At 59.8% G+C, this 19,111-nt stretch carries 9 protein-coding genes and 7 pseudogenes; 13 read left to right on the plus strand and 3 right to left on the minus strand.

From position 1 onward, the window contains the following. Nucleotides 1–20 precede the first annotated feature (20 nt). Nucleotides 21–716: pseudogene (locus tag DH10_RS00005) on the plus strand (IS701 family transposase); the annotation flags it as partial. Between the two features lie 340 nt (nucleotides 717–1,056). On the opposite strand, the gene DH10_RS00010 reads toward DH10_RS00005, so the two are convergent. Then, nucleotides 1,057–1,893, minus strand: a complete 837-nt coding sequence (locus DH10_RS00010) for a LuxR family transcriptional regulator (protein ID WP_192383992.1) — start codon at nucleotides 1,891–1,893, stop codon at nucleotides 1,057–1,059. 276 nt (nucleotides 1,894–2,169) lie between these two features. Between DH10_RS00010 and DH10_RS00015 the strand changes: the two are divergent. From DH10_RS00015 to DH10_RS00055, 9 genes and pseudogenes are all read left to right on the plus strand, one after another. Further along, nucleotides 2,170–2,514, plus strand: a pseudogene (locus DH10_RS00015) (IS110 family transposase); the annotation flags it as partial. A gap of 1,056 nt (nucleotides 2,515–3,570) precedes the next feature. Continuing rightward, nucleotides 3,571–5,155: pseudogene (locus tag DH10_RS00020) on the plus strand (ABC transporter substrate-binding protein). A 3-nt stretch (nucleotides 5,156–5,158) separates the two neighbouring features. Then, the gene (locus tag DH10_RS00025; RefSeq protein WP_192383993.1) at nucleotides 5,159–6,100 is read left to right on the plus strand and encodes an ABC transporter permease; all 942 of its coding nucleotides are present in this window, start codon (nucleotides 5,159–5,161) and stop codon (nucleotides 6,098–6,100) included. 2 nt (nucleotides 6,101–6,102) lie between these two features. Continuing rightward, nucleotides 6,103–6,984: an ABC transporter permease gene (locus DH10_RS00030; protein WP_192383994.1), complete on the plus strand. Its 882-nt coding sequence runs from the start codon at nucleotides 6,103–6,105 to the stop codon at nucleotides 6,982–6,984. Nucleotide 6,985: 1 nt separating this feature from the next. Continuing rightward, nucleotides 6,986–7,993 (plus strand): ABC transporter ATP-binding protein, encoded by a 1,008-nt coding sequence (locus DH10_RS00035; protein ID WP_192383995.1) that lies wholly within the window; start codon nucleotides 6,986–6,988, stop codon nucleotides 7,991–7,993. Continuing rightward, nucleotides 7,990–9,063 carry an ABC transporter ATP-binding protein gene (locus DH10_RS00040; protein WP_246811443.1) on the plus strand — a complete coding sequence of 358 codons (1,074 nt, stop codon included), beginning with the start codon at nucleotides 7,990–7,992 and terminating at the stop codon, nucleotides 9,061–9,063. The genes DH10_RS00035 and DH10_RS00040 overlap by 4 nt, the downstream gene beginning before the upstream one ends. 50 nt (nucleotides 9,064–9,113) lie before the next feature. Then, the gene (locus DH10_RS00045) at nucleotides 9,114–10,517 is read left to right on the plus strand and encodes a CapA family protein (RefSeq protein WP_192383996.1); all 1,404 of its coding nucleotides are present in this window, start codon (nucleotides 9,114–9,116) and stop codon (nucleotides 10,515–10,517) included. Between the two features lie 460 nt (nucleotides 10,518–10,977). After that, a pseudogene (gene istA, locus DH10_RS00050) lies at nucleotides 10,978–12,514 on the plus strand (IS21 family transposase). After that, a pseudogene (locus DH10_RS00055) lies at nucleotides 12,447–12,767 on the plus strand (ATP-binding protein); the annotation flags it as partial. The pseudogenes istA and DH10_RS00055, both read left to right, overlap by 68 nt. Before the next feature lie 18 nt (nucleotides 12,768–12,785). Here DH10_RS00055 and DH10_RS00060 read toward each other — a convergent pair. Both DH10_RS00060 and DH10_RS00065 read right to left on the minus strand, forming a co-directional pair. Next, a complete protein-coding gene (locus DH10_RS00060) occupies nucleotides 12,786–14,867 on the minus strand; it encodes a recombinase family protein (RefSeq protein WP_343221440.1) in 2,082 nt (693 codons plus the stop codon). Next, complete coding sequence (locus DH10_RS00065; RefSeq protein WP_192257234.1) at nucleotides 14,848–15,042, minus strand: hypothetical protein; 195 nt, start codon at nucleotides 15,040–15,042, stop codon at nucleotides 14,848–14,850. The genes DH10_RS00060 and DH10_RS00065 overlap by 20 nt, the downstream gene beginning before the upstream one ends. A 315-nt stretch (nucleotides 15,043–15,357) precedes the next feature. On the opposite strand from DH10_RS00065, the pseudogene DH10_RS00070 reads away from it, so the two are divergent. The 3 genes and pseudogenes from DH10_RS00070 to DH10_RS00080 all read left to right on the plus strand — a co-directional run. Further along, nucleotides 15,358–15,771: pseudogene (locus DH10_RS00070) on the plus strand (ATP-binding protein); the annotation flags it as partial. Between the two features lie 142 nt (nucleotides 15,772–15,913). Beyond that, nucleotides 15,914–16,886 (plus strand): annotated as a pseudogene (locus tag DH10_RS00075) (IS110 family RNA-guided transposase); the annotation flags it as partial. 1,146 nt (nucleotides 16,887–18,032) lie between these two features. Next, entirely contained in the window at nucleotides 18,033–19,028 is a 996-nt protein-coding gene (locus DH10_RS00080; protein ID WP_192383997.1) for a succinylglutamate desuccinylase/aspartoacylase family protein, read from the plus strand. Nucleotides 19,029–19,111 lie beyond the last annotated feature (83 nt).

The raw sequence follows: 19,111 nt of genomic DNA on the forward strand, positions 1-19,111 counted from the left end.
AACCGGATTAGATCAGAGGGGCAAGGTCACAGGCTTTCATTGACGGCTTGCTTGGTAGTGAGCCGCGCTAGACAGGGTGGATGCGAGCGGAAGCGGCTGGCGACAAAGGCCCTTGGCGCCAGCAGGACTTGCTCTTTCGCAGCCGGTGGGATGCGGACGCGCTGCGAGACGTGGTGCGCGATTATGCGTTGGAGACGTTGGCGGACGACCAAGCCGTACTGGTCGTCGACGAGACCGGTTTCCTGAAGCAAGGCAAGAAGTCGTGCGGCGAGGCGCGCCAATATACCGGTTCGGCGGGCAAGATCACCAATTGCCAGATCGGCGTCTTCGCCACCTACGCCTCGCGCCATGGGCATGCCTTCATCGATCGAGCTCTTTATCTGCCCAAGACCTGGACGGACGATGCGGCAAGGATGAAGGCGGCCCATGTCCCGCCGGACACGAAGTTTGCGACCAAGCCACAATTGGCGCTGGCGATGATCGAGCGTGCCCTGGCCGCCAAGGTGCCCTTTGCCTGGGTGGCGGCGGACAGCGTCTATGGCACGGGTCAGATCGAGGCGGCGCTGCGGCGCGCCGGCAAGGGCTATGTGCTCGGCGTCAGTTGCGACCATCTCTTCATGTCCTGGGCAGACAAACCCCGGATCGGCGGAAGTGCCGAACAGATCGCGCGGGATTTGTCGCCATCCCAATGGCAGCGCCTGTCGGCGGGCGATGGATGAGGCGAGTTCGCTGAGACACTCGCACTGATTGCAACATGCGATCAAGACGTTCATTAGATAGATTGTGCCGCCTCATTCTCCTGCCCCTCATACTGGGAGGGCGAAACGCCGATCCCGAAGAGAAGCAAGGCCCTGCGAAAGACGTCAAAATGCCGGAGACACTGAAAGCTCGGTAGCGCAGCGCTTGACCTCAACCCGCCGAATAGAGAAGAAGGGTCTCAGGTCACCGGCAGCCTATACCGGAAGCATCACCACAACCGGCGCCCCTACGGCGAGACAGAAAGGGCCGAGGCTCTAATCGCCGCCGGATAAAAGTTCAGCGGCATGTCAGCCGCTTTTACAATTCGATAATTCCCAAGTTTACGGCTTGTATAGCAGCGACCGTTCTGCTCGCAGTATCCATTTTTCGCATTACGTTTTTTAAATGGAAATTGACGGTGTTTAGGGAAATTCCCAAAATTTTTCCTATTTCCCACGACGATTTCCCTCTCGCTGTCCAGAAAATACACTCCCTTTCTCTTAGGGAAAGGCCAGGAGCCTCCTCCCTGCCACTCGAATTCGCGAACTTCGCAACTCTCAGATGGAAACGAAGCGCGGCAAGTTCCAAGTATGTGACTGTTCTATTTTGGAGTTCTCGGTCCCGGTGTTGAGCAAAGCTCATGATCGCAAAGTTGCCATCGGGGCCGTGCAACGGAACGCTGATGCCTGACCTTAAGCCGAACGTCGCAGCCTCGTCGAAAACGCGCCGTTCGGTTTCAGTCGTGCTTGCGTCGTTGTACACCTCACTCCATCGAAAGGCGCCCACGCGCTTTCGACTCGTCTTGATGATGGGGTCAATTCTATAATAGCTCATTTCGAAATAGCGTTTCTGCCATTCATCAGGATAATTCAGCATGACCTCTGGATCGCGTCGGACCGGCTTTGAAACTCTTTGGTCAGGTAAAAGGGAGCCATAAGAGATCCACGGGCAATCAAAATTCAGGGCAAAGGCAGACAATAGATCGAACAACTGATCGGATTGAGCAACACCATCGGTCTGGTCGAGAAGTCGGCCGAATTCGACCGCAATCGCATCGCCGGTTGTCGCCGGGAAATGCGACGGGCAAAACTGGTCGGACATTTTGGTTGCCAACCCTCCAAGCTGAGGGACCGCAGTCATCGGCGGACGTTCCATGGTCTCGGCTCCTCAGGCATACTGCGCCGGATGTTGTCACTGGTGGACAAAGCTGCCGGCTGCAAGGCTAAAGCTCTGCGCGCCGTTGTCAGCTGGCATCACCAAAGCTATAACACGTCCCACCGACGCGTAAGGTTATCATTGAGTTAAATGTGGGCTACGAAAGCTTCTCTGAAGGTTTAACCTCCTAAATAATGTTTTCACAAACTGATCTCCGCTCTCTGCATCGAAGTGCCATGGTGTGGCTTTCAAAAGTCACATGAGGGAGAGCCGTCCATGGAAGAGATTGCCACAATCGGTTTGGATATCGCCAAGGTCTTTTTTTCAGGTTTCATGGCATCGATGCTGCCGGAGCAGTTGTCCTTCGTCGAAAGCTTCGGCGCGATGACGTTGTTAGATTTTTCGAAGCTTTGCCATGCCCGATCGGCATCGAAGCTTGCGCGACAGGACACCATTGGGCGCGACTTCTGGCGGGACTCGGCCACGAGGTGCGACTGATGCCAGCGTCTCGGATGATGCCATATGTCAAGCGGCAGGAGAATGACACGACGGACGCAGAGGCGATCTGTGAGGCGGTAGCGCGGTTCGACGATATGCTTCGTTCCAGCGAAGGGTGAAGAGTGAAGAGTGAAGAGTGAAGAGTGAAGAGTGAAGAACAGCAGAACCTATTACTGCCGCATCGTGTCCGCGATTTTCTGATCCGAGACAGCGCACTATGCTCGTAAACGCGGTGTGCAGCTGACCTGCCGCAGCTTTTGCAGTGCGACCCACAGATGTCGCTACACCGCCCGTTTTTCGAGAAGCCGCGAGATCGGGTCGTGGGTTTCGGATCCGTCGAATAGCCAACCTGATGGAGGTGTAGGCTTAGCAAAGCGCAAGGGCATTTACCGCGAGGTGGTGTCTGAAGGAAGCGTGGAGCAAAGGCCTCATGGGCATCGAGCTTCGAACGCGACGGCTGGCCCTGCTTACGCGCTTGTGTCTCGCGGTCTTTAGCTAGCGGCGATACCAACTTCCGGCCGTTGAAATCCCGATCCGGACGCGACGCGCCGCCTCCCGCGTCGAACCGCCGTGGTACGGGCCTGTATGCCCGGTGGCGTGGGGGGGACATCGCGAGGCGTCCCCCTCCCGATCAATCCAGATTATTGTGACTCCAAACCAGGTGCAGCTGCGACATCCTTCTTTGCCGCCTGAGACGGGGGACGCGAGGCGACTGTGGCCGCGCGAACGGATGCAATACCGACCCAGCGGTGCCCCGCGCCGTACTCGGCCTTATGACGTCCTGCGTCTATCTCGAAACCAGATGACCTCAATACACACACTGAATTTGACGCAAGCCTTTCGCCAATTGAAAATCCACCAATAAACCAAAGAACAATCGCAAGCGGAGGAGACGATGAGCTTGTTTGATGAACCACAGACGCATCACTGTTGGCGAGTTTCCGCCGGGGTGCAGGTGGGGCTTCGTTGCGATCCGCGGACAACATCCGAAAGTTGATCGACTGTGGTGACAGGGAACGGCGACCTTGAAGCTGATGTGACGTCGGACCACGCCGAGGGCGGAATCAAGGTTACAGCGTGCGCCTAAGGATCCGATCGACAACCTCGAAATGAAAGCCGCTCCATCCAGCAGTTAGGCGCGGATCGTTTGAGCCACAAACCAAAAAGGGGAAATGGAACATGACGATCTCTCGACGCGAAATCATCAAGGCGGGTTTGGCCGCCGGAGCGGCTGTATCGATCCCATCAGTTCTGCGGGCACAGACATTGCCAGCCGACGCTCGGACAGTCCGAATGGTGATGAGTGACCTCAGCGTCTTCGATCCGATCTTGACGACGGATATCGGAACCGTCACCCACGGCTTAGCGATTTACGACACACTGTTTGCGCTTGATTCCAAGTTCATGCCTCAGCCGCAAATGGTGGGCAAGTGGAGCGTTTCAGACGACAAAAAGCTTTATGTGTTCGAGCTCCGGGATGGCTTTAGCTGGCACGACGGCACCTCCGTCACTGCGGCGGACTGTGTGGCCTCGATCCGGCGCTGGGGCCAGGTGGATCCCGGCGGGCAACTTGTCATGGCGCGGGCCAAGGATATTTCGGAAAAAGGATGATAAGACTTTCACCGCCGCTCTCAAGGAGCCGCTGGGGCTTCTGCTCGATCTGCTGGCGAAACTGGCTGGACCGGTCCCGTTCATGATGCGTGAGAAGGATGCAGATCGGCCCGCAACCGAACAGGTGACCGCGAATATCGGATCGGGACCATTCAAGTTCAATGAAGCACTTGCCAAGCCGGGCGCGAGCTTCACCTATGACCGCAATGATAAATACGCACCGCGCAAGGCGGCGCCCGACGGATTGGCCGGTGGGAAGGTCGTCAATGTTGATCGCGTCATAAGGGAGAATATCGCCGATCAGCAGACGGCTTTCGCGGCGCTACAGTCGGGTGAGATAGACTACATCGAATCGCCATCTGCTGATCTTTGGGCGCTGATCGAGAGCGATCCCAACCTGGAACTCCAGGTGCGCAAGTCAGGTAGCGTATTTTTTATGCGCATGAATTGTCTGCTGAAGCCGTTCGACAACGTCAAGGCGCGCCAAGCGATGCTTCACCTGATTGACCAGGAGGCGGTGATGCGTACTACGTATCCCCCAAAATATATCAACTCCGTCACTTCGGTATTTGGAAACAGCACGCCTTATTCCAACGAAGAAACTACGGGATGGTTTAAGAAGGGGGGAGATCCGGAAAGGGCCAAGCAGGAAGCCGGATACGCGGGCGAGAAGGTCGTCATTCTCGACCCTACGGATTGGGCAGCCGCCGACAACATGGCTCAGTTACTTGCGGCTGCGCTACGCAAAATTGGGGTGAATGCCGAGCTTGCGCCGAGTGACTGGGGCGGGCTTGTCGCGCGCCGGGCAAACAAGGGCTCCGTTGACAACGGCGGCTGGGGCATATTCATCACGAACGAGTCCGATGTCGCCCGCGGAGATCCGGTTGGGAACCCTACTCTGAGCGCGAATGGCGAGAACGGCTGGTACTGGCCAAAGGATGACGAGTATGAGGCTCTTCGGGCCAAATGGAGCGTTGTTGAATCGCTCGAAGAGCGCAAATCGCTGGCTCGCAAGATGCAAAGAGCATATTGGAATTCTGTCGGTACCGTTCTGCTGGGCGAAGCTCTTTCGTCAGCCTCGCACCGCAAGGCGCTCACTGGCCTCATCGATATGCCAGATTGTACCCCAGTGTGGAATATGCAGAAGGCTTGAGCAATGGCCACATATATCCTTCGCCGAGTGGTCTCGACCGTCGCTGTCATGGTGATGGTCGGCGTCTTCGTCTTCCTGCTTCTCAGGCTCGCGCCCGGCGATCCGGCGGACATCATCGCCGGCCCTAGGGCGACGCCAGAGATGATCGCCGGCATTCGAGAACAGCTGGGACTCAATCAGCCGTTGGCCATTCAGTTCGTCCATTGGGCGCTCGGCATCCTAGGCGGCGATCTTGGGACCTCAATTTTCACGGGCCGACCCGTTCTCGAACTGATCTCGCAGCGCCTGGAGCCGACCATCTCCCTATCTCTCCTGACGATCATCCTTTCGGTGACGATTGGGGTCTCCTTCGGCGTCCTTGCGGCGTGGCGCTCTGGGGGCCTTGTTGATCGCATCCTGACGGCATTCGCGACACTTGGTTTTTCTGTCCCGGTGTTTGTCGTCGGCTTCTTTCTTATATATTTGTTCGCGATCAGGATACGTTGGCTGCCCGTCCAAGGATACCAGCCTATCGACCATGGCTTCGGGCCATGGGTTGTCCACCTGATCCTGCCGACCGTTACTTTGAGTGTTCCCTACATTGCTTTCATCGCCCGGATCGCGCGGGCGAGCATGCTGGAAGTTCTATCTGAAGACTATATGCGAACAGCCGCTGCTAAGGGCGCGTCGGCCTATTCCATGCTTTTCCACCACGCACTGAAGAATGCAGGTGTCCCGATCCTCACCGTGATCGGCTTAAGTTTCGCAGGTCTGATTGGCGGTGTCGTCATCACGGAAACGGTTTTCAACATACCTGGTGTCGGTCGTTTGGTGGTCGATGCAATCAACAACCGCGATTATCCCATCATTCAAGGTGTGCTCATCCTGGTTTCGGGTCTGTACGTCCTTATCAATCTTGCGGTCGATCTTTCCTACACCCTTGTCGACCCCCGCATCCGGTACTGATCATGACGCTCCTCTCCGCACCAGTTGAATACGTCCCTACGGGCCGCCTGCGAATATCTGACGTTCCCCGTCTAACAAGGCGTCATCCGCTGGTCAGTGCAGGCAGCGGCCTGTTGGCACTTCTGATCATCCTGGCGCTCGCTGCCCCACTTTGCGCCGGCGATCCAGTGAACATGGATCCATTCAAGCGCCTCCAGCCGCCCTCCGCCGAAATGTGGTTCGGGAGCGACAATCTGGGCCGGGATGTGTTTGCGCGGACGATCTTCGGCGCCCGGATCTCCCTCATGGTGGGATTGCTGTCGGCAGCGAGCGCGGCTTTTGCCGGGCTTCTGATCGGCGTCATCGCCGGCTACAGCCGCAGCTTCGACAACGTCGTCATGCGTGTCATGGACGGCCTGATGTCGATTCCGACGATTCTGCTAGCCATTGCGCTCATTTCTCTGACAGGACCGGGAATCGGCATCCTCATCGTGGCAATCGCGATACCCGAGACGCCAGCCGTCGCCCGGCTGGTTCGTTCGGTGGTTCTGGGTGTTCGGGAGCGTCCCTATGTGGAGGCCGCGCTCTGCGGCGGGGCGCGCCTGCCCAAGGTGCTGTGGCGACATATCCTGCCCAGCACCATTCCGCCGCTTATGGTCCAGGGCGCTACCGTCTGCGCCAACGCGATCATGACGGAGGCGGGGCTGAGCTTTCTCGGCGTGGGCGTGCCGCCCGAGATTCCGAGCTGGGGCAACATGATCGCCAGTTCGCGCCTGTATCTCGCCATGGCCCCATTGACGATCTTCGCCCCCGGTATCTGCCTTGCCGTCACGGTCCTTGCCGTCAACCTGCTTGGGGATGGGCTGCGCGACCTGTTCGATCCTCGCGCCAAGCGGAGGCGCTGATATGCAGCTGCATCAAATCGCAGGGAACGACTTGCTTCTCGACGTGCGAAACCTCGAAACCCACTTTTACGGCGAAGACAGCGTCACCCGCGCCCTGGGCGGCATCAGCTTCCAGGTCAAGAAAGGCGAAACGCTTGGTGTCGTCGGTGAATCGGGATGCGGAAAGAGCGTCACTGCCCTCTCCATCCTTCGGCTGCTGCCGAAGCTGACCGCCAGGACCGTCGGCGGCCAGGTCCGCTTCCACGGTCGCGACCTGCTTGAGTTGTCCGATCGGGAGATGCGAAAGATCCGCGGCGACCAGATCGCCATGATCTTCCAGGAGCCGATGACGAGCCTGAACCCGGTCTATACGGTCGGCCATCAGATCGCCGAGGCGGTGCAGATCCACGCGAAAGCGTCGCGCTCCGTAGCCATGGAAAAGGCCGAAGAGATGCTTCGTCTCGTCCGCATCGCCGATCCCGAGCGCCGCGTGAACAACTATCCCCATGAAATGTCGGGCGGTATGCGCCAGCGCGCCATGATCGCCATGGCCCTTGCCTGCTCGCCGGAACTGTTGATTGCCGACGAGCCGACGACAGCCCTCGATGTCACCATCCAGGCGCAGATACTGCGGCTGATCGTCGATCTGAAAGAGCGCACGGGAACGGCCGTCATGTTCATCACGCATGATCTGGGCGTTGTAGCCGAGACATGCCAACGCGTGATCGTGATGTATGCTGGCCAGATCGTAGAACAAGCGAACGTGATAGATTTGTTTGCGCGTCCGGCGCATCCCTACACCCAGGGCCTCATGCGATCCGTGCCTGACCGACGGCGCGGCCGACAGCCCCGCCTTCCGGAAATTCCCGGCATCGTGCCAAGTCTGCGCGAGCCCATTTTCGGGTGCAGCTTTGCTCCTCGCTGCCCGTTCGTTATCGACATTTGCCGCGAAAAGACGCCCGTCCTGCGTGATGTCGGGTCGAGCCATGCCGCAGCTTGCTGGCGCGCCGAAGAGGTGATGGGCGCATGAACGGTCCTTTGCTGAAAGTCGAAAATCTGACCAAGCACTATCCGCTTGGCTCGGGAATCTTCAAGAAAAGCATTCCGGTGATCCGGGCGGTGGAGGATGTATCCTTTTCCGTCGAGGCGGGCGAGACGCTTTGCATCGTCGGCGAATCCGGCTGCGGCAAGTCCACCGTGGCGCGGCTCCTGATGCGGCTCGTGCAGCCGACTAGTGGGCGCGTAATGATCGACGGGACCGACATTGCGGGCCTCAAGAAGGACGCGCTCCACGCGTGGCGCCGTCGGATGCAGATGGTCTTTCAGGATCCTTACTCGTCGCTGAACCCGCGCCTCACGGCCGGGCAAATTATTGCGGAGCCTGTCGAGAATTTTGAACGCCTCAGCCGGAAGCAGCGCCAGGCACTTGCCGCTGACCTTCTCCGAAAGGTCGGAATGTCGCCTGAGATGATGCACAGGCTCCCGTCTGAGTTGTCGGGCGGTCAGCGCCAGCGGCTCGGCATTGCACGCGCCCTGTCGCTCAACCCCTCTCTTATCATCGCCGACGAAGCGGTGTCAGCCCTTGACGTGTCCGTGCAAGCGCAGATTCTGAATCTGCTTCTGGATCTCCAGCTGCAGATGGGCATCGCCTTCGTCTTCATCTCGCATGACCTCGGCGTCGTGGAGCATATCGCGCATCGCGTTGCCGTCATGTACCTGGGGCGGATCGTGGAGCTCGCCCCGAGCGAGGCGCTCTTCGCGAAACCGGTCCATCCCTACACCGAGGCGCTGATTGCGGCCGCTCCGGTTCCAGATCCGACGCGGATACGTCTGGAGGCGCCCGTCGAGGGCGAGGTGCCAAGCCCCATCAATCCGCCGAGCGGATGCGCATTTCACCCTCGCTGCCCGCTCGCTGTCGAGCGTTGCCGCATCGATGTGCCGCCCCTGGTGCCGATGCCAGACGGGCGCGTCGTGGCCTGTCATGTTCGCGCTCCGGCTACAGACATCCCGGGCCGGCTGGCTGAAGCGGGCGATTGTCCGCTCTATCCTGTGGCTATGTCAGAAACTCTTTCCGCTCGAGCTTCTCGAGTGCACCGCTGACACGACCACCGAGTGTATTCCAAATGCAGCGAAAAGAAGAGAAAAGAACTATGAAAGAATATACACACCAGATCGATTCTCATCTGGGGCAACAGGGTGCCAACTATGATACGGTCGGTTCGGTTGCAACGAACGTCGCGGACGGCTTCACAATGGTAGCAGTCGGCGATCTCATCGTATCGCGACCGCTGACCAAATACGAACATCCCGGCTTCGGCGACATCGTCCAGATACTTTGTGATGCGGATGTCACTTTCGGCAACATGGAAACCCTGATCTTCGATATCCGATCGTTCAAAGGAAGTCCGGAGGCTGAGCACGGCGGTGCGTATCACATCAGCGTGCCGGAACTGGGACCTGATTTGAAGGCGATGGGGTTCAACATCGTCGGTCGCGCGAACAACCACACACTTGACTGGGGTCTTGAAGGCATGCGCGAGACGAGCCGGGTGCTGGATGAGAGCGGTATCGTCCATGCAGGTGCGGGCGAGAATCTCGCACAAGCTGGCGCCGCTCGCTTTTTGGAGACCGCACGCGGTCGCGCGGCATTGGTGTCATTGGCTACATCGTTTGCGCCTATGTCTCGAGCGTGCGATTCCGCCGGCCAGGCTCCCGGCAGACCAGGGCTCAATGCCCTTCGTTTGGCCCAAAGCATCGTCGTGCCGCCGGAGATGCTTGAGAGTTTGAGGCGGGTACGTGATGCGTTGCCAGACTACAAGCCCGGCGAAACGGATCCGAGCCGGGTCATGGTCGGTGGGACGACATACAAGACAGGCAACAAGGCCGGCTACTGCTACGAAGCAAACCCGCGCGATGTCGCCGACATTCTACGAAACGTTCGCCAGGGCAAGCAGTTCTCCGACTTCTGCATCGTCACGAACCACTGTCACCACCCCGGGAATTGGAGCCAGGAACCGGCTGATTACGAACAATCGTTTGCCCACCAAATGATTGATGCCGGGGCGGACGCATATGTCGGACACGGACCGCATCTGTTGCGAGGCATCGAGATCTACAAGGGCCGGCCGATATTTTATAGCTTGGGGAATTTCTTCTACGACGACCTCCGGACGCCCGCCGGGGCTGACATGTTCGAAGCTTACGGAAAAGACCCACGAGTCGATACGGATGCCGAGGTGACAGTCGACGAGGAGGCGAAAGGGTACCCACTTGGAGAAGGGCTGTTCTATGGGGCGCTCTCCGCCCCAGTGTATTATGAGAGTGTTATCACCGTCAGCCGCTTCGAACAGAACCAGCTTGTCGAATTGCGGCTATATCCGATCGAGCTCGGTTTCTCAAAGAGGTTTGCCAACCGGGGCATCCCGCAGCTCGCCCCAACAGCTCATGCCAAAGCTATTCTGGAGCGCCTACAGAAGCTCTCGAAGCCATTTGGGACCGAGATGGCCATCGAGAACGACGTTGGAGTGATCAGATTGAGTTCGATTTCGCAGTGATCACATCGGCTGCGCTGCGGCGTCTATTTTAATTCATCTGTTCTCCATTCCGAGTGCTCGGTCTGTGAAATTGTTTGAGCACTTACGCCCGGCTGAATGCGGGCCTCTGTACCGACAGGTATCAGAGCGTAGTAGGTAGGAGAAATGGGCCGCGCGCGCAGATGCCCGAATGGCGGGACGTGCTCGCCGATACGACGGAGTTGCGGTGGTATTGCGGGTTTCGGTTCTGCTCAGGGCCCGGTTCGATATCGATGTGCTGCAATTGCCTTGCTCGGGCAGCTTGTACTTGCCGGCTGCTAATGCTGGAGGTTCGCAGCGAGCCATCTCGCTTGTTCGGACATCGGCGGTACCGGTTTGGCGGAACGGACCACCCTAGGGGCTCGATGCCTTGCCCTCCCTAGGATTTGATCGCGACACTGGAGCATTCGCCTGACGAGGTCGCCGGCTCGATGATGGAAAGATTCGCCGGCTGTCGCTGGTGCAGGGGAAGACGATCAAGGCGATCTGCCGGGAGCTGAAGATCTCCCGCAAGGTAGTGCGCAAGGTGCTGCGTTCGGACGAGACGGAGTTCCGCTACGAACGCAAGCATCAGCCCTATCCCCGGATGGGCGCCTGGCGCGACGAGTTGGATCGGCTGCTGTCGGCGAATGCGGCCAAGTCTCAGCGGGAGCGGCTGACGCTGATCCGCATCTTCGAGGAGCTTCGCGGCCTCGGCTATGACGGCAGCTACAGTTAGGTGTGGCGGCACGCTCAGAGTTGGGAGGCGGATCGCGGCGGTGCGGCGGCCGAAGCCTACATTCCGTTGAGCTTTGCGCCGGGCGAGGCCTACCAGTTCGACTGGAGCCACGAGATCGTTCTGCTCGACGGCGTGACGGTCACCGTGAAGGTGGCGCACATGCGGCTTTGCCACAGCCGTATGTTCTTCGTGCGCGCCTATCCGCGCGAGACGCAGGAGATGGTGTTCGACGCCCATGACCGGGCATTCAGCTTCTTCCGCGGCGCCTGCACGCGCGGCATCTACGACAACATGAAGACGGCGGTGGACGCGATCTTCATCGGCAGGGATCGCCGCTACAACCGCCGCTTCGCGCAGATGTGCGGGCATTACCTTGTCGAGCCGGAGGCCTGCACGCCGGCGTCCGGCTGGGAGAAGGGTCAGGTCGAGAACCAGGTCGGGCTGGTGCGCGAGCGCTTCTTCACTCCGAGGCTGCGCTTCAAGACGCTGGAGGACCTGAACGGCTGGCCGGCCGACAAATGCGTTTCCTATGCCAGGACGCATCGGCATCCCGAGCAGGGCGAACGCGCCATATGGGACGTGTTCGAGGAAGAGCGGGCCAGCTTCATTCCCTAGGCCGGGCGCTTCGACGGCTTCCACTGCGTTCCCGCCTCGGTGTCGAAGACCTGCACGGTGCGCTTCGACAACAACAAATATTCCGTCCTGTCGAGCGCCGGCCGGCCGGTCGAGATCCATGCCTATGCCGACCGGATCATTATCCGCCAGGACGGCGTGGTCGTGGGCGAGCATGCCCGCTGCTTCGGCCGCAACGAGGTCATCTACGATCCCTGGCATTACGTACTGGTGCTGGCCCGCAAGCCGGGCGGATTGCGCAACGGCGCGCCATTCCTTGGCTGGGTCCTGCCGTCGGCAATGGAGAAGGTGCGCCGCAAGCTCAAGGCGGTTGATGACGGCGACCGGCAGATGGTGCCGATCCTCACCTGCGTGCTCACCGACGGATTGAGCGCGGTCGAGGCTGCCTGCCAGGAAGCCCTCGAGCACGGCGTCTCATCGGCGGCGGTGATCCTCACATCCTGGCCCGCAGCCGCGATCCGGCGCCGGCACGATCCTTTCCATTCCCCAGGCGCTGGAGCTGGCTCATGAGCCCATCGCCGACTGCGCCCGCTATGACAGTCTCAGGAGGACAAACAGCCATGGAACGTACCGAGGTTCTGGATCTGATGGGAGCGCTGAAGCTCTTCGGGATGCGCGCGGCCTATGACGAGATCATGGGCGTCGCCATCAAGCGGCAGCACGAACCGCCGAAGATCGTCGGCAATCTGTTGCAGGCCGAGATATCGGAGAAGCAGGCCCGCTCCATAAAATACCAGCTCACCGTCGCCAAGCTTCCGCTGGCCAAGGATATCGAAGACTTCGATTTTGCCGGCTCGCCGGTGGACGAGAGCCTGATCCACGACCTCGCCGCCGGCGCCTTCGTCGCCGATCAGCGCAACGTGGTTCTGGTCGGCGGGACCGATCTCGATTCATAATGCTCATCTCGCTATCGCCTTATAAAGCCAAGCTATTTTGACGTGGATCCTCGGACGGCGGCCGTCGTGAACGTCGCGCATCAGCGATGCGTTGCAGGTCTTCACGATCGAGGTCTCTGTTTGGATCACCCATGGCGCGCCTTTGCAATACTGACGGGCCGCCAGAAGCTTCTCCTGGATCATTCGCCGGACCGTTGCTTCGACGTTGAGGATTTTGGCCGTCTCCTCGAGCGTTACTTCACCTCGTTCGGCACGCTCGCCCTCTCGGTACGGTGGAATGCGGCGGTGATTGCGCAGGAAGCACACGCGGGAACGGGTCCAACCATTGCCCTTGCCGGTCTTCTTGCCAGCCCGGTTGAGCACCGCCGCGATTGCTTGATCCGGCATTTGTCGAGCCAATACGGCCACGAGTTTTACGACGTCAGCGTCGGTTCCCCACCGATGCTGGCCGGCGCGGTTCTTGCGCACGCGCAAAGGCGTGTGATCGCCGCCTTGCCAACGAATGACGAGATTGAGAGCATCTTCCTCGATGCGAACAACAATCTCGTCGATCAACGTGCGAATAATCCGCTTGCGGGTCGCTGGCGTCGCGCCAGAACTGTTCCAGGCCCGCTCGACGTCAGCTCCGAGCGCAAGCAGGCGGTCTCGTTCCGTGGCGGAGAGCGATGATTGCGGAGCGGCTGCAAGCACGTTGCGTTCATCTTCCAGCGCGCGCGCCGCAAGCAGGCGCTCATTCCAGCGGTGCTCGAGTTCAGCCGCCACCAGGCGATTGTTGGGATCGACGGCCTCATATCGCCGCCGCGCGAGGGCGGCTTCGTAGCGCGCTTGCTCAAGGGCGAGCTCGATTTGCCGCCGCTTCTCCGCGTTCTCGATCCGCCGCGCCTCCACGGCGTTGATCGCTGCTTCGACACCGAATGGTTGGAGGCGCTCGATCACCTCGGCGCCGATGGCGCGATCAATCCGCATGCCGCCAAATGAGATGCATGGAGCGCCTCCATGGTTGAGCTGGCCGCCGCGACAATGATAACGCCCCGAACTCCCGTTCTCGCCGCTGTAGGCGACATGGAGTTTGCGGCCGCAATGGCCACAACGAAGAAGACCGGCAAGCAGGGCTTCTCCTCGGCGCACGGCTCCGCGGCTCATGAAGCTCTGACCATTGGCATTATCGGCGATCAGGCGCTGATTCCTCTCAAACTCGGCCCACTCAATATATCCTTCATGATGGTCGAGGATCAAAGCCTCCCAGGCGCTACGCTCGCGTCGAAAGCCACGGACGACCTTCTTGCGGCCGGCTGCGATCGTGATGCGGCTACCTGTGCGCCCGAACGCATAGGCGCCGGCGTAGATTGGGTTGGTAAGCATGTGGTGAAGCGTGTTGTAGACGGGCAGCTTCCATGTGACGGTTCGCCCCTCGGGGCCATATCCGATCGCCGGCAGCGGTAGGCGTTCCTGGCGCATCCAAAGATGGATCTGCCGAACGGTCTGCAACTCGGCAAATTTGGCGAAGACGAGCTTGATTGCTTCCTGGATGCGTCGATCGGGATCCTTCTCGATTCGGTCATGCCGCACCTTGAGGAACCCGACGGCGACGGTGAGAAAAAGCTCGCCTCTGCGCGCCTTCTGCTTCAAAGCCTCGAGCGATCGCTGTCGGAAGAGGGAGAGCTCCATCTCGCTCATCGTGCCCTTCATGCCGAGCAGGAGGCGATCGTTCGGATGACGGGGATCATAGACGCCATCCTCATCGACGATCAGCGTATCGACCAATCCGCAGAACTCGAGGAGCGTGTGCCAATCTCGTCCGTTGCGGGCGAGCCGAGATGCCTCGATCGAAACCACGGCGCCCACGCGTCCCTCGCAGATTGCAGCCAGCAGCTTCTCGAAGCCTGGCCGTGCGATCCCCGAGCCGGAGCGGCCGAGATCATCATCGATTACCTCGACGGCGCTCCATCCGAGAGCGCGAGCACGATCGGCGAGCGCATATTGGCGCCGACGTCTCTCATGATTGTTGTGAACCTGATCGGTCGTCGACTGGCGCACATAAACGAACGCGCTCCGAGCTAAGTGTTCAGACGTAATCTTGGTCATTGCCGTCCTCCTTGCCGATCCGGTCTCCGTTCTCCTCTCGTGTCCCCTGAGCTGCCGCTTCGACCAGAAGAAGCTGGAGCAGTGGCGTCAGCGTCGTCCTCACCCCGAGCGGAAGCTCCGCCGGCAACGTGGTTGGTTCGAATAAATCCCCTTGGCTGCGTCTCTGCTCCTTCATCTGCGGCTCCTCGCGTTGAGAGAGAATCCTCTCTGAGCCAGGTTACGTGCGCGCTGACCAAAGCGTGGAGTTCGCTGAGCTTCTCAAGCGGAAGCTTCGGATGCTGGACAAGTTCGCATGACAATCCAGCCGGGTTGGTCATCCAGGCTGGTAGCAGAGCCAAGGTGCGATCGGGTTGGCGGATAATAAAATGATCGGCGCCAGCATGCCGCCGGACACCGATCACCGTGACGAAATCTCCCGCGCGTGGATGAAAGCGATATGTGATCCGAACCTCATGCGCCGGACACCCGGCAGTATGACGCTGCTTCGCCAGGCACCGGCAAGTCGCATCTGGCGATCGCCATTGCCCGTTCCCTCATCCGCAACGGCGCACGCAGGCGCTTCTTCAACGTCGTCGACCTCGTCAACAGGCTCGAGACAGAGACCCGTGCCGGCCGGCAGGGCCGCATTGCCGATCATCTTACCCGGCTTGACTTCGTCGTCTTCGACGAACTCGGCTATCTCCCCTTCGCCCAGGCCGGCGGGCAGCTGCTCTTCCATCTGGTCTCGAAGCTTTATGAACGCACCAGCGTCATCATCACCACCAATCTCGCCTTCGGGGAATGGCCGAGCGTCTTCGGCGACGCAAAGATGACAACCGCGCTGCTCGACCGCCTCACCCATCACTGCGAGATCGCCGAGACTGGCAACGAATCCTGGCGCTTCAAGAGCCGCTCTCAAAGCTGAAGTCCGAAAGCTAATCAGCCGCGCCCGATCAGGCTGTGCAACCCTGACCAGCTTCGCCTGATCGGGCGCTAACCGGCGTGCACCAACCAAACCCGGGGTCCCTTTTGCGCGAAAAAGCAGGGTCCCGATTCCGTGGTCATTGACAGCATTTGGTCGCCTTTTGAGCAATCTCTCCAAGCCGGGAGCGGTGCTGCGGTTCTGCTACGAGGCCGGACCGAGCGGCTACGGCATTCAGCGGCAACTGGCCGCGGCGAGGCACGACTGTGTGGTGGTCGCGCCGTCGCTGATCCCTCGCAAGCCGGGAGATCGGATCAAGACGGACCGTCGGGACGCCATCAATCTGGCGAAGCTGCATCGGGCCGGCGAACTGACGCCCGCATGGATTCCCAACCTTACCCATGAGGCAATGCGCGATCTGGTTCGCGCACGCCTGGCCGCGGTTCGCAGCTTGCGGCAGGCCCGCCAGCAGCTCTCCGGATTTCTGTTGCGTCACGGATTCCACTACAATCGTCCCGCCTGGACGCAGATGCATCGCCGCTGGCTGGCTGGACTACGATTCGAGCGCCCGCCCACCACTTCGTCCTGGAAGACTGTATGTCAACGATCGAAGCCGCGACGACCCGTCGTGATCGGCTGACGGTTGCTCGTGGACAGGGTGTTGGCGCCGGTGGTCCACGCCCTGCAAGCGCTTCGCGGAATGGCCCTTGTGACGGCCGCGACCGTGATCGCGGAACTTGGCGACATCACGCGCTTTGAGAACCCCCGGCAGCTCATGGCCTACTCGGTCTGGTCCCCTCGGAACATTCCAGCGGCGGAACCAGGCGTCAGGCGGCGTAACGAAAGCAGGCAACGGAACCGCCCGGCGAATGCTGGTCGAGGCTGCCTGGAGCTATCGGTTCCCTGCAAGGGTCAGCCGTGAACAATTGCTCCGACAGGAGGGGCTGCCCAAGCCGATCCGCGATACGGCATGGAAGGCTCAGATGCGACTGTGCGGCCGTTACCGCAAGCTCACCAGAGCCGGCAAGCCGGCCACCACCGTGACTACGGCGATCGCTCGCGAACTGGCCGGCTTCGTCTGGGCCATCGCGGCTCAAGTGCCGCGGCCGACGAACTGACCGCCGCGCAATGAACCAAAGGCATCGACGGAGGAGCGAACAGTTTTGAGACTTCTGCGCCTGGTAAGGCTGGAGGCACGGTCACGGCAGGAGAACCCTCGTCACCACTATCAGCCGGATCATCCGACGCTGGATCCTAGACCGAGGCAGCTCCGCGACGCATCAGGTCCTGCGGTAACCAACCCGCGTATCAGAGCATGATCAACCGTCGTCTCATGACCGTGCCTCCTGCTTTGCCCAGGGCAGCCATTTCACCACAACGCTTGCCAAAGCAAGCGAACGATTTTTCACACCTGCGGCTTGAAACGGCGAACATGAGAGTGGTTCGTATATACTCGCCTGCGCGGAAGAATATGCCGGCGCAGACTGCCACCATTTTGTAATTTCATTCCAGTCCAAGATTGATCACCTGCTGGCTTGCGTCAAATGCAGTATCCATATTTTGGTCATCTAGCGCCGAGATGGCCCTAAGCTCCTGGCCGGCCCTCGTGAGCGGCATGACCAAGGCCCCTCGTCGCCCCCAAAGTCCCGTCCGCGCTGTCGGTTGGTTGGCTCGCGCCAGCGGCTCGGCAGATTGCGTGGAAGCGGCTCCTCAAGCCTCGCATATCATCGCCGACGAGACGGTCTCGGCCCTGGACGTCTTTCGTGTAGGCCCAGATCCTGAACCTGCCCGCTGGATCTGCAAGAGGGGATCGGCATCGCATCTTCATCTTCATCTCGCACAAGCTCGGCGTCTTGGAGCAACGGGCACCGCATCTGGCCGCTGATAATCTCCGCCAGGATAATGCGCGGTAGCGGGCAATATGCTTCTGCCCTTGATCGGTGATGAAACGCTCCAGTATCTGCACAAACTTGACAAGATCCCTGCGGGCGGCCCGTGTGGCGGGCAAGCACGCTGGCGGACCTGGGTATACGGAGGGGAGGCCCGCTATTCGCCACGTCCCTCTTTCCTTTTGAAGGTCGAGAAGCGGTGGTTTCACCAAGCCAGGCCGCGGCCATCTAAAAACGCGATGGCACCGTCCGGGACATTATATTGGCAAATTGAACACGGCGTGGCGCATACTTCCGGAGCGGGAGAACGCAAACGCGCAACAGCTATCGTAAACCCGGCGCCAGGTCGCCTGAATACTCGCAATAGGTTGAACAATGAGCGGAGTACCACATCTTACGTTTGATCTCGATACGCCCGGCGTGAGCAGGGGGCATCTTGTTGTCCCGGCAGGTACGGACCGCGGAGAGCTTTCGCTCCCGGTCTTCAGTCTCAATAGAGGAGAGGGACCGCGCCTTCTTGTCACCGGCGGAAATCATGGCAATGAACTAGAGGGGCCGCTAGTTGCGCGACGGCTTATCAAGTGGCTACCAGAAGCACAAACCTGTGGAAGGATCATCGTCCTACCGGTGCTCAATCCATTGGCCGTGGAGGCATGGAGCCGCAATACTCCGCTCGACGGGTTGAATCTCAATCGCGTGTTTCCGGGTCGCGCCGACGGGTCAGTGACCGAACGGATCGCGGATGCGGTTTCGCGCGTATTGTTGCCAATGGCTGACACCGTATTTGATCTGCACAGCTTCGGACCAACGTGGGATTTTCCACCGGCGGCCACGACACACCCGATTGCCGATCCCGATCTCATGGCCAGCACGGTGAGACTGGCGGAAGCGTTCAAATTGACGTTGACATTGGTCTGGCAACACAACGACACGGCTGGAATGTTCGATATCGCGGCCCAGAACCAGGGCAAGGTATTTGTTTGCGCAGAATTCGGCGGCGGCACGGTCGGCGCAGACAACCTAGCTATCTATGAGACTGGTGTACGCAACGGGCTCATGGCGCTCGGGCTTGTCGAGGGTAAAGCCGAGTATCCAACGTTCCGTCAACAGAGGTCCGGCCAAACACTTGAAACGCGTCCCTCCGACGAGTTGAAATCGCCTGCACCGGGCATCTTCGAACCTCGCTGCTCGGTGTTCGATGAAGTGAAACAGGGAGATCTCATAGGCATCCTGCATCCGATGGATTCGCTGTCCGCCGAGTCCATCGATATCCGCGCGCCTGAAGCATCCATCGTCTTCGCCATACGATCGGGGGCGCATGTCCACGTCAACGAAGCGGTAGCGCTCGTTGCGCGACCGCTGAAGGTCTAAGAATCGGGTGCTGCAGACCAGCCAGCGCCTCGCGTGCCAGTAGCGGAACGAATTTGATCCCCGGGGAATGAATCGAATGACTG

It is taken from the genome of Mesorhizobium silamurunense, from assembly GCF_014843825.1.
GTDB classification, from domain to species: domain Bacteria; phylum Pseudomonadota; class Alphaproteobacteria; order Rhizobiales; family Rhizobiaceae; genus Mesorhizobium; species Mesorhizobium silamurunense.

Coding starts and splice junctions, on each gene's coding strand:
- DH10_RS00025 (WP_192383993.1), top strand. CDS start 5,159: ATGGCCACATATATCCTTCGCCGAGTGGTCTCGACCGTCGCTGTCATG.
- DH10_RS00040 (WP_246811443.1), top strand. CDS start 7,990: ATGAACGGTCCTTTGCTGAAAGTCGAAAATCTGACCAAGCACTATCCG.
- DH10_RS00065 (WP_192257234.1), bottom strand. CDS start 15,042: ATGAAGGAGCAGAGACGCAGCCAAGGGGATTTATTCGAACCAACCACG.
- DH10_RS00030 (WP_192383994.1), top strand. CDS start 6,103: ATGACGCTCCTCTCCGCACCAGTTGAATACGTCCCTACGGGCCGCCTG.
- DH10_RS00035 (WP_192383995.1), top strand. CDS start 6,986: ATGCAGCTGCATCAAATCGCAGGGAACGACTTGCTTCTCGACGTGCGA.
- DH10_RS00010 (WP_192383992.1), bottom strand. CDS start 1,893: ATGGAACGTCCGCCGATGACTGCGGTCCCTCAGCTTGGAGGGTTGGCA.
- DH10_RS00045 (WP_192383996.1), top strand. CDS start 9,114: ATGAAAGAATATACACACCAGATCGATTCTCATCTGGGGCAACAGGGT.
- DH10_RS00060 (WP_343221440.1), bottom strand. CDS start 14,867: ATGACCAAGATTACGTCTGAACACTTAGCTCGGAGCGCGTTCGTTTAT.
- DH10_RS00080 (WP_192383997.1), top strand. CDS start 18,033: ATGAGCGGAGTACCACATCTTACGTTTGATCTCGATACGCCCGGCGTG.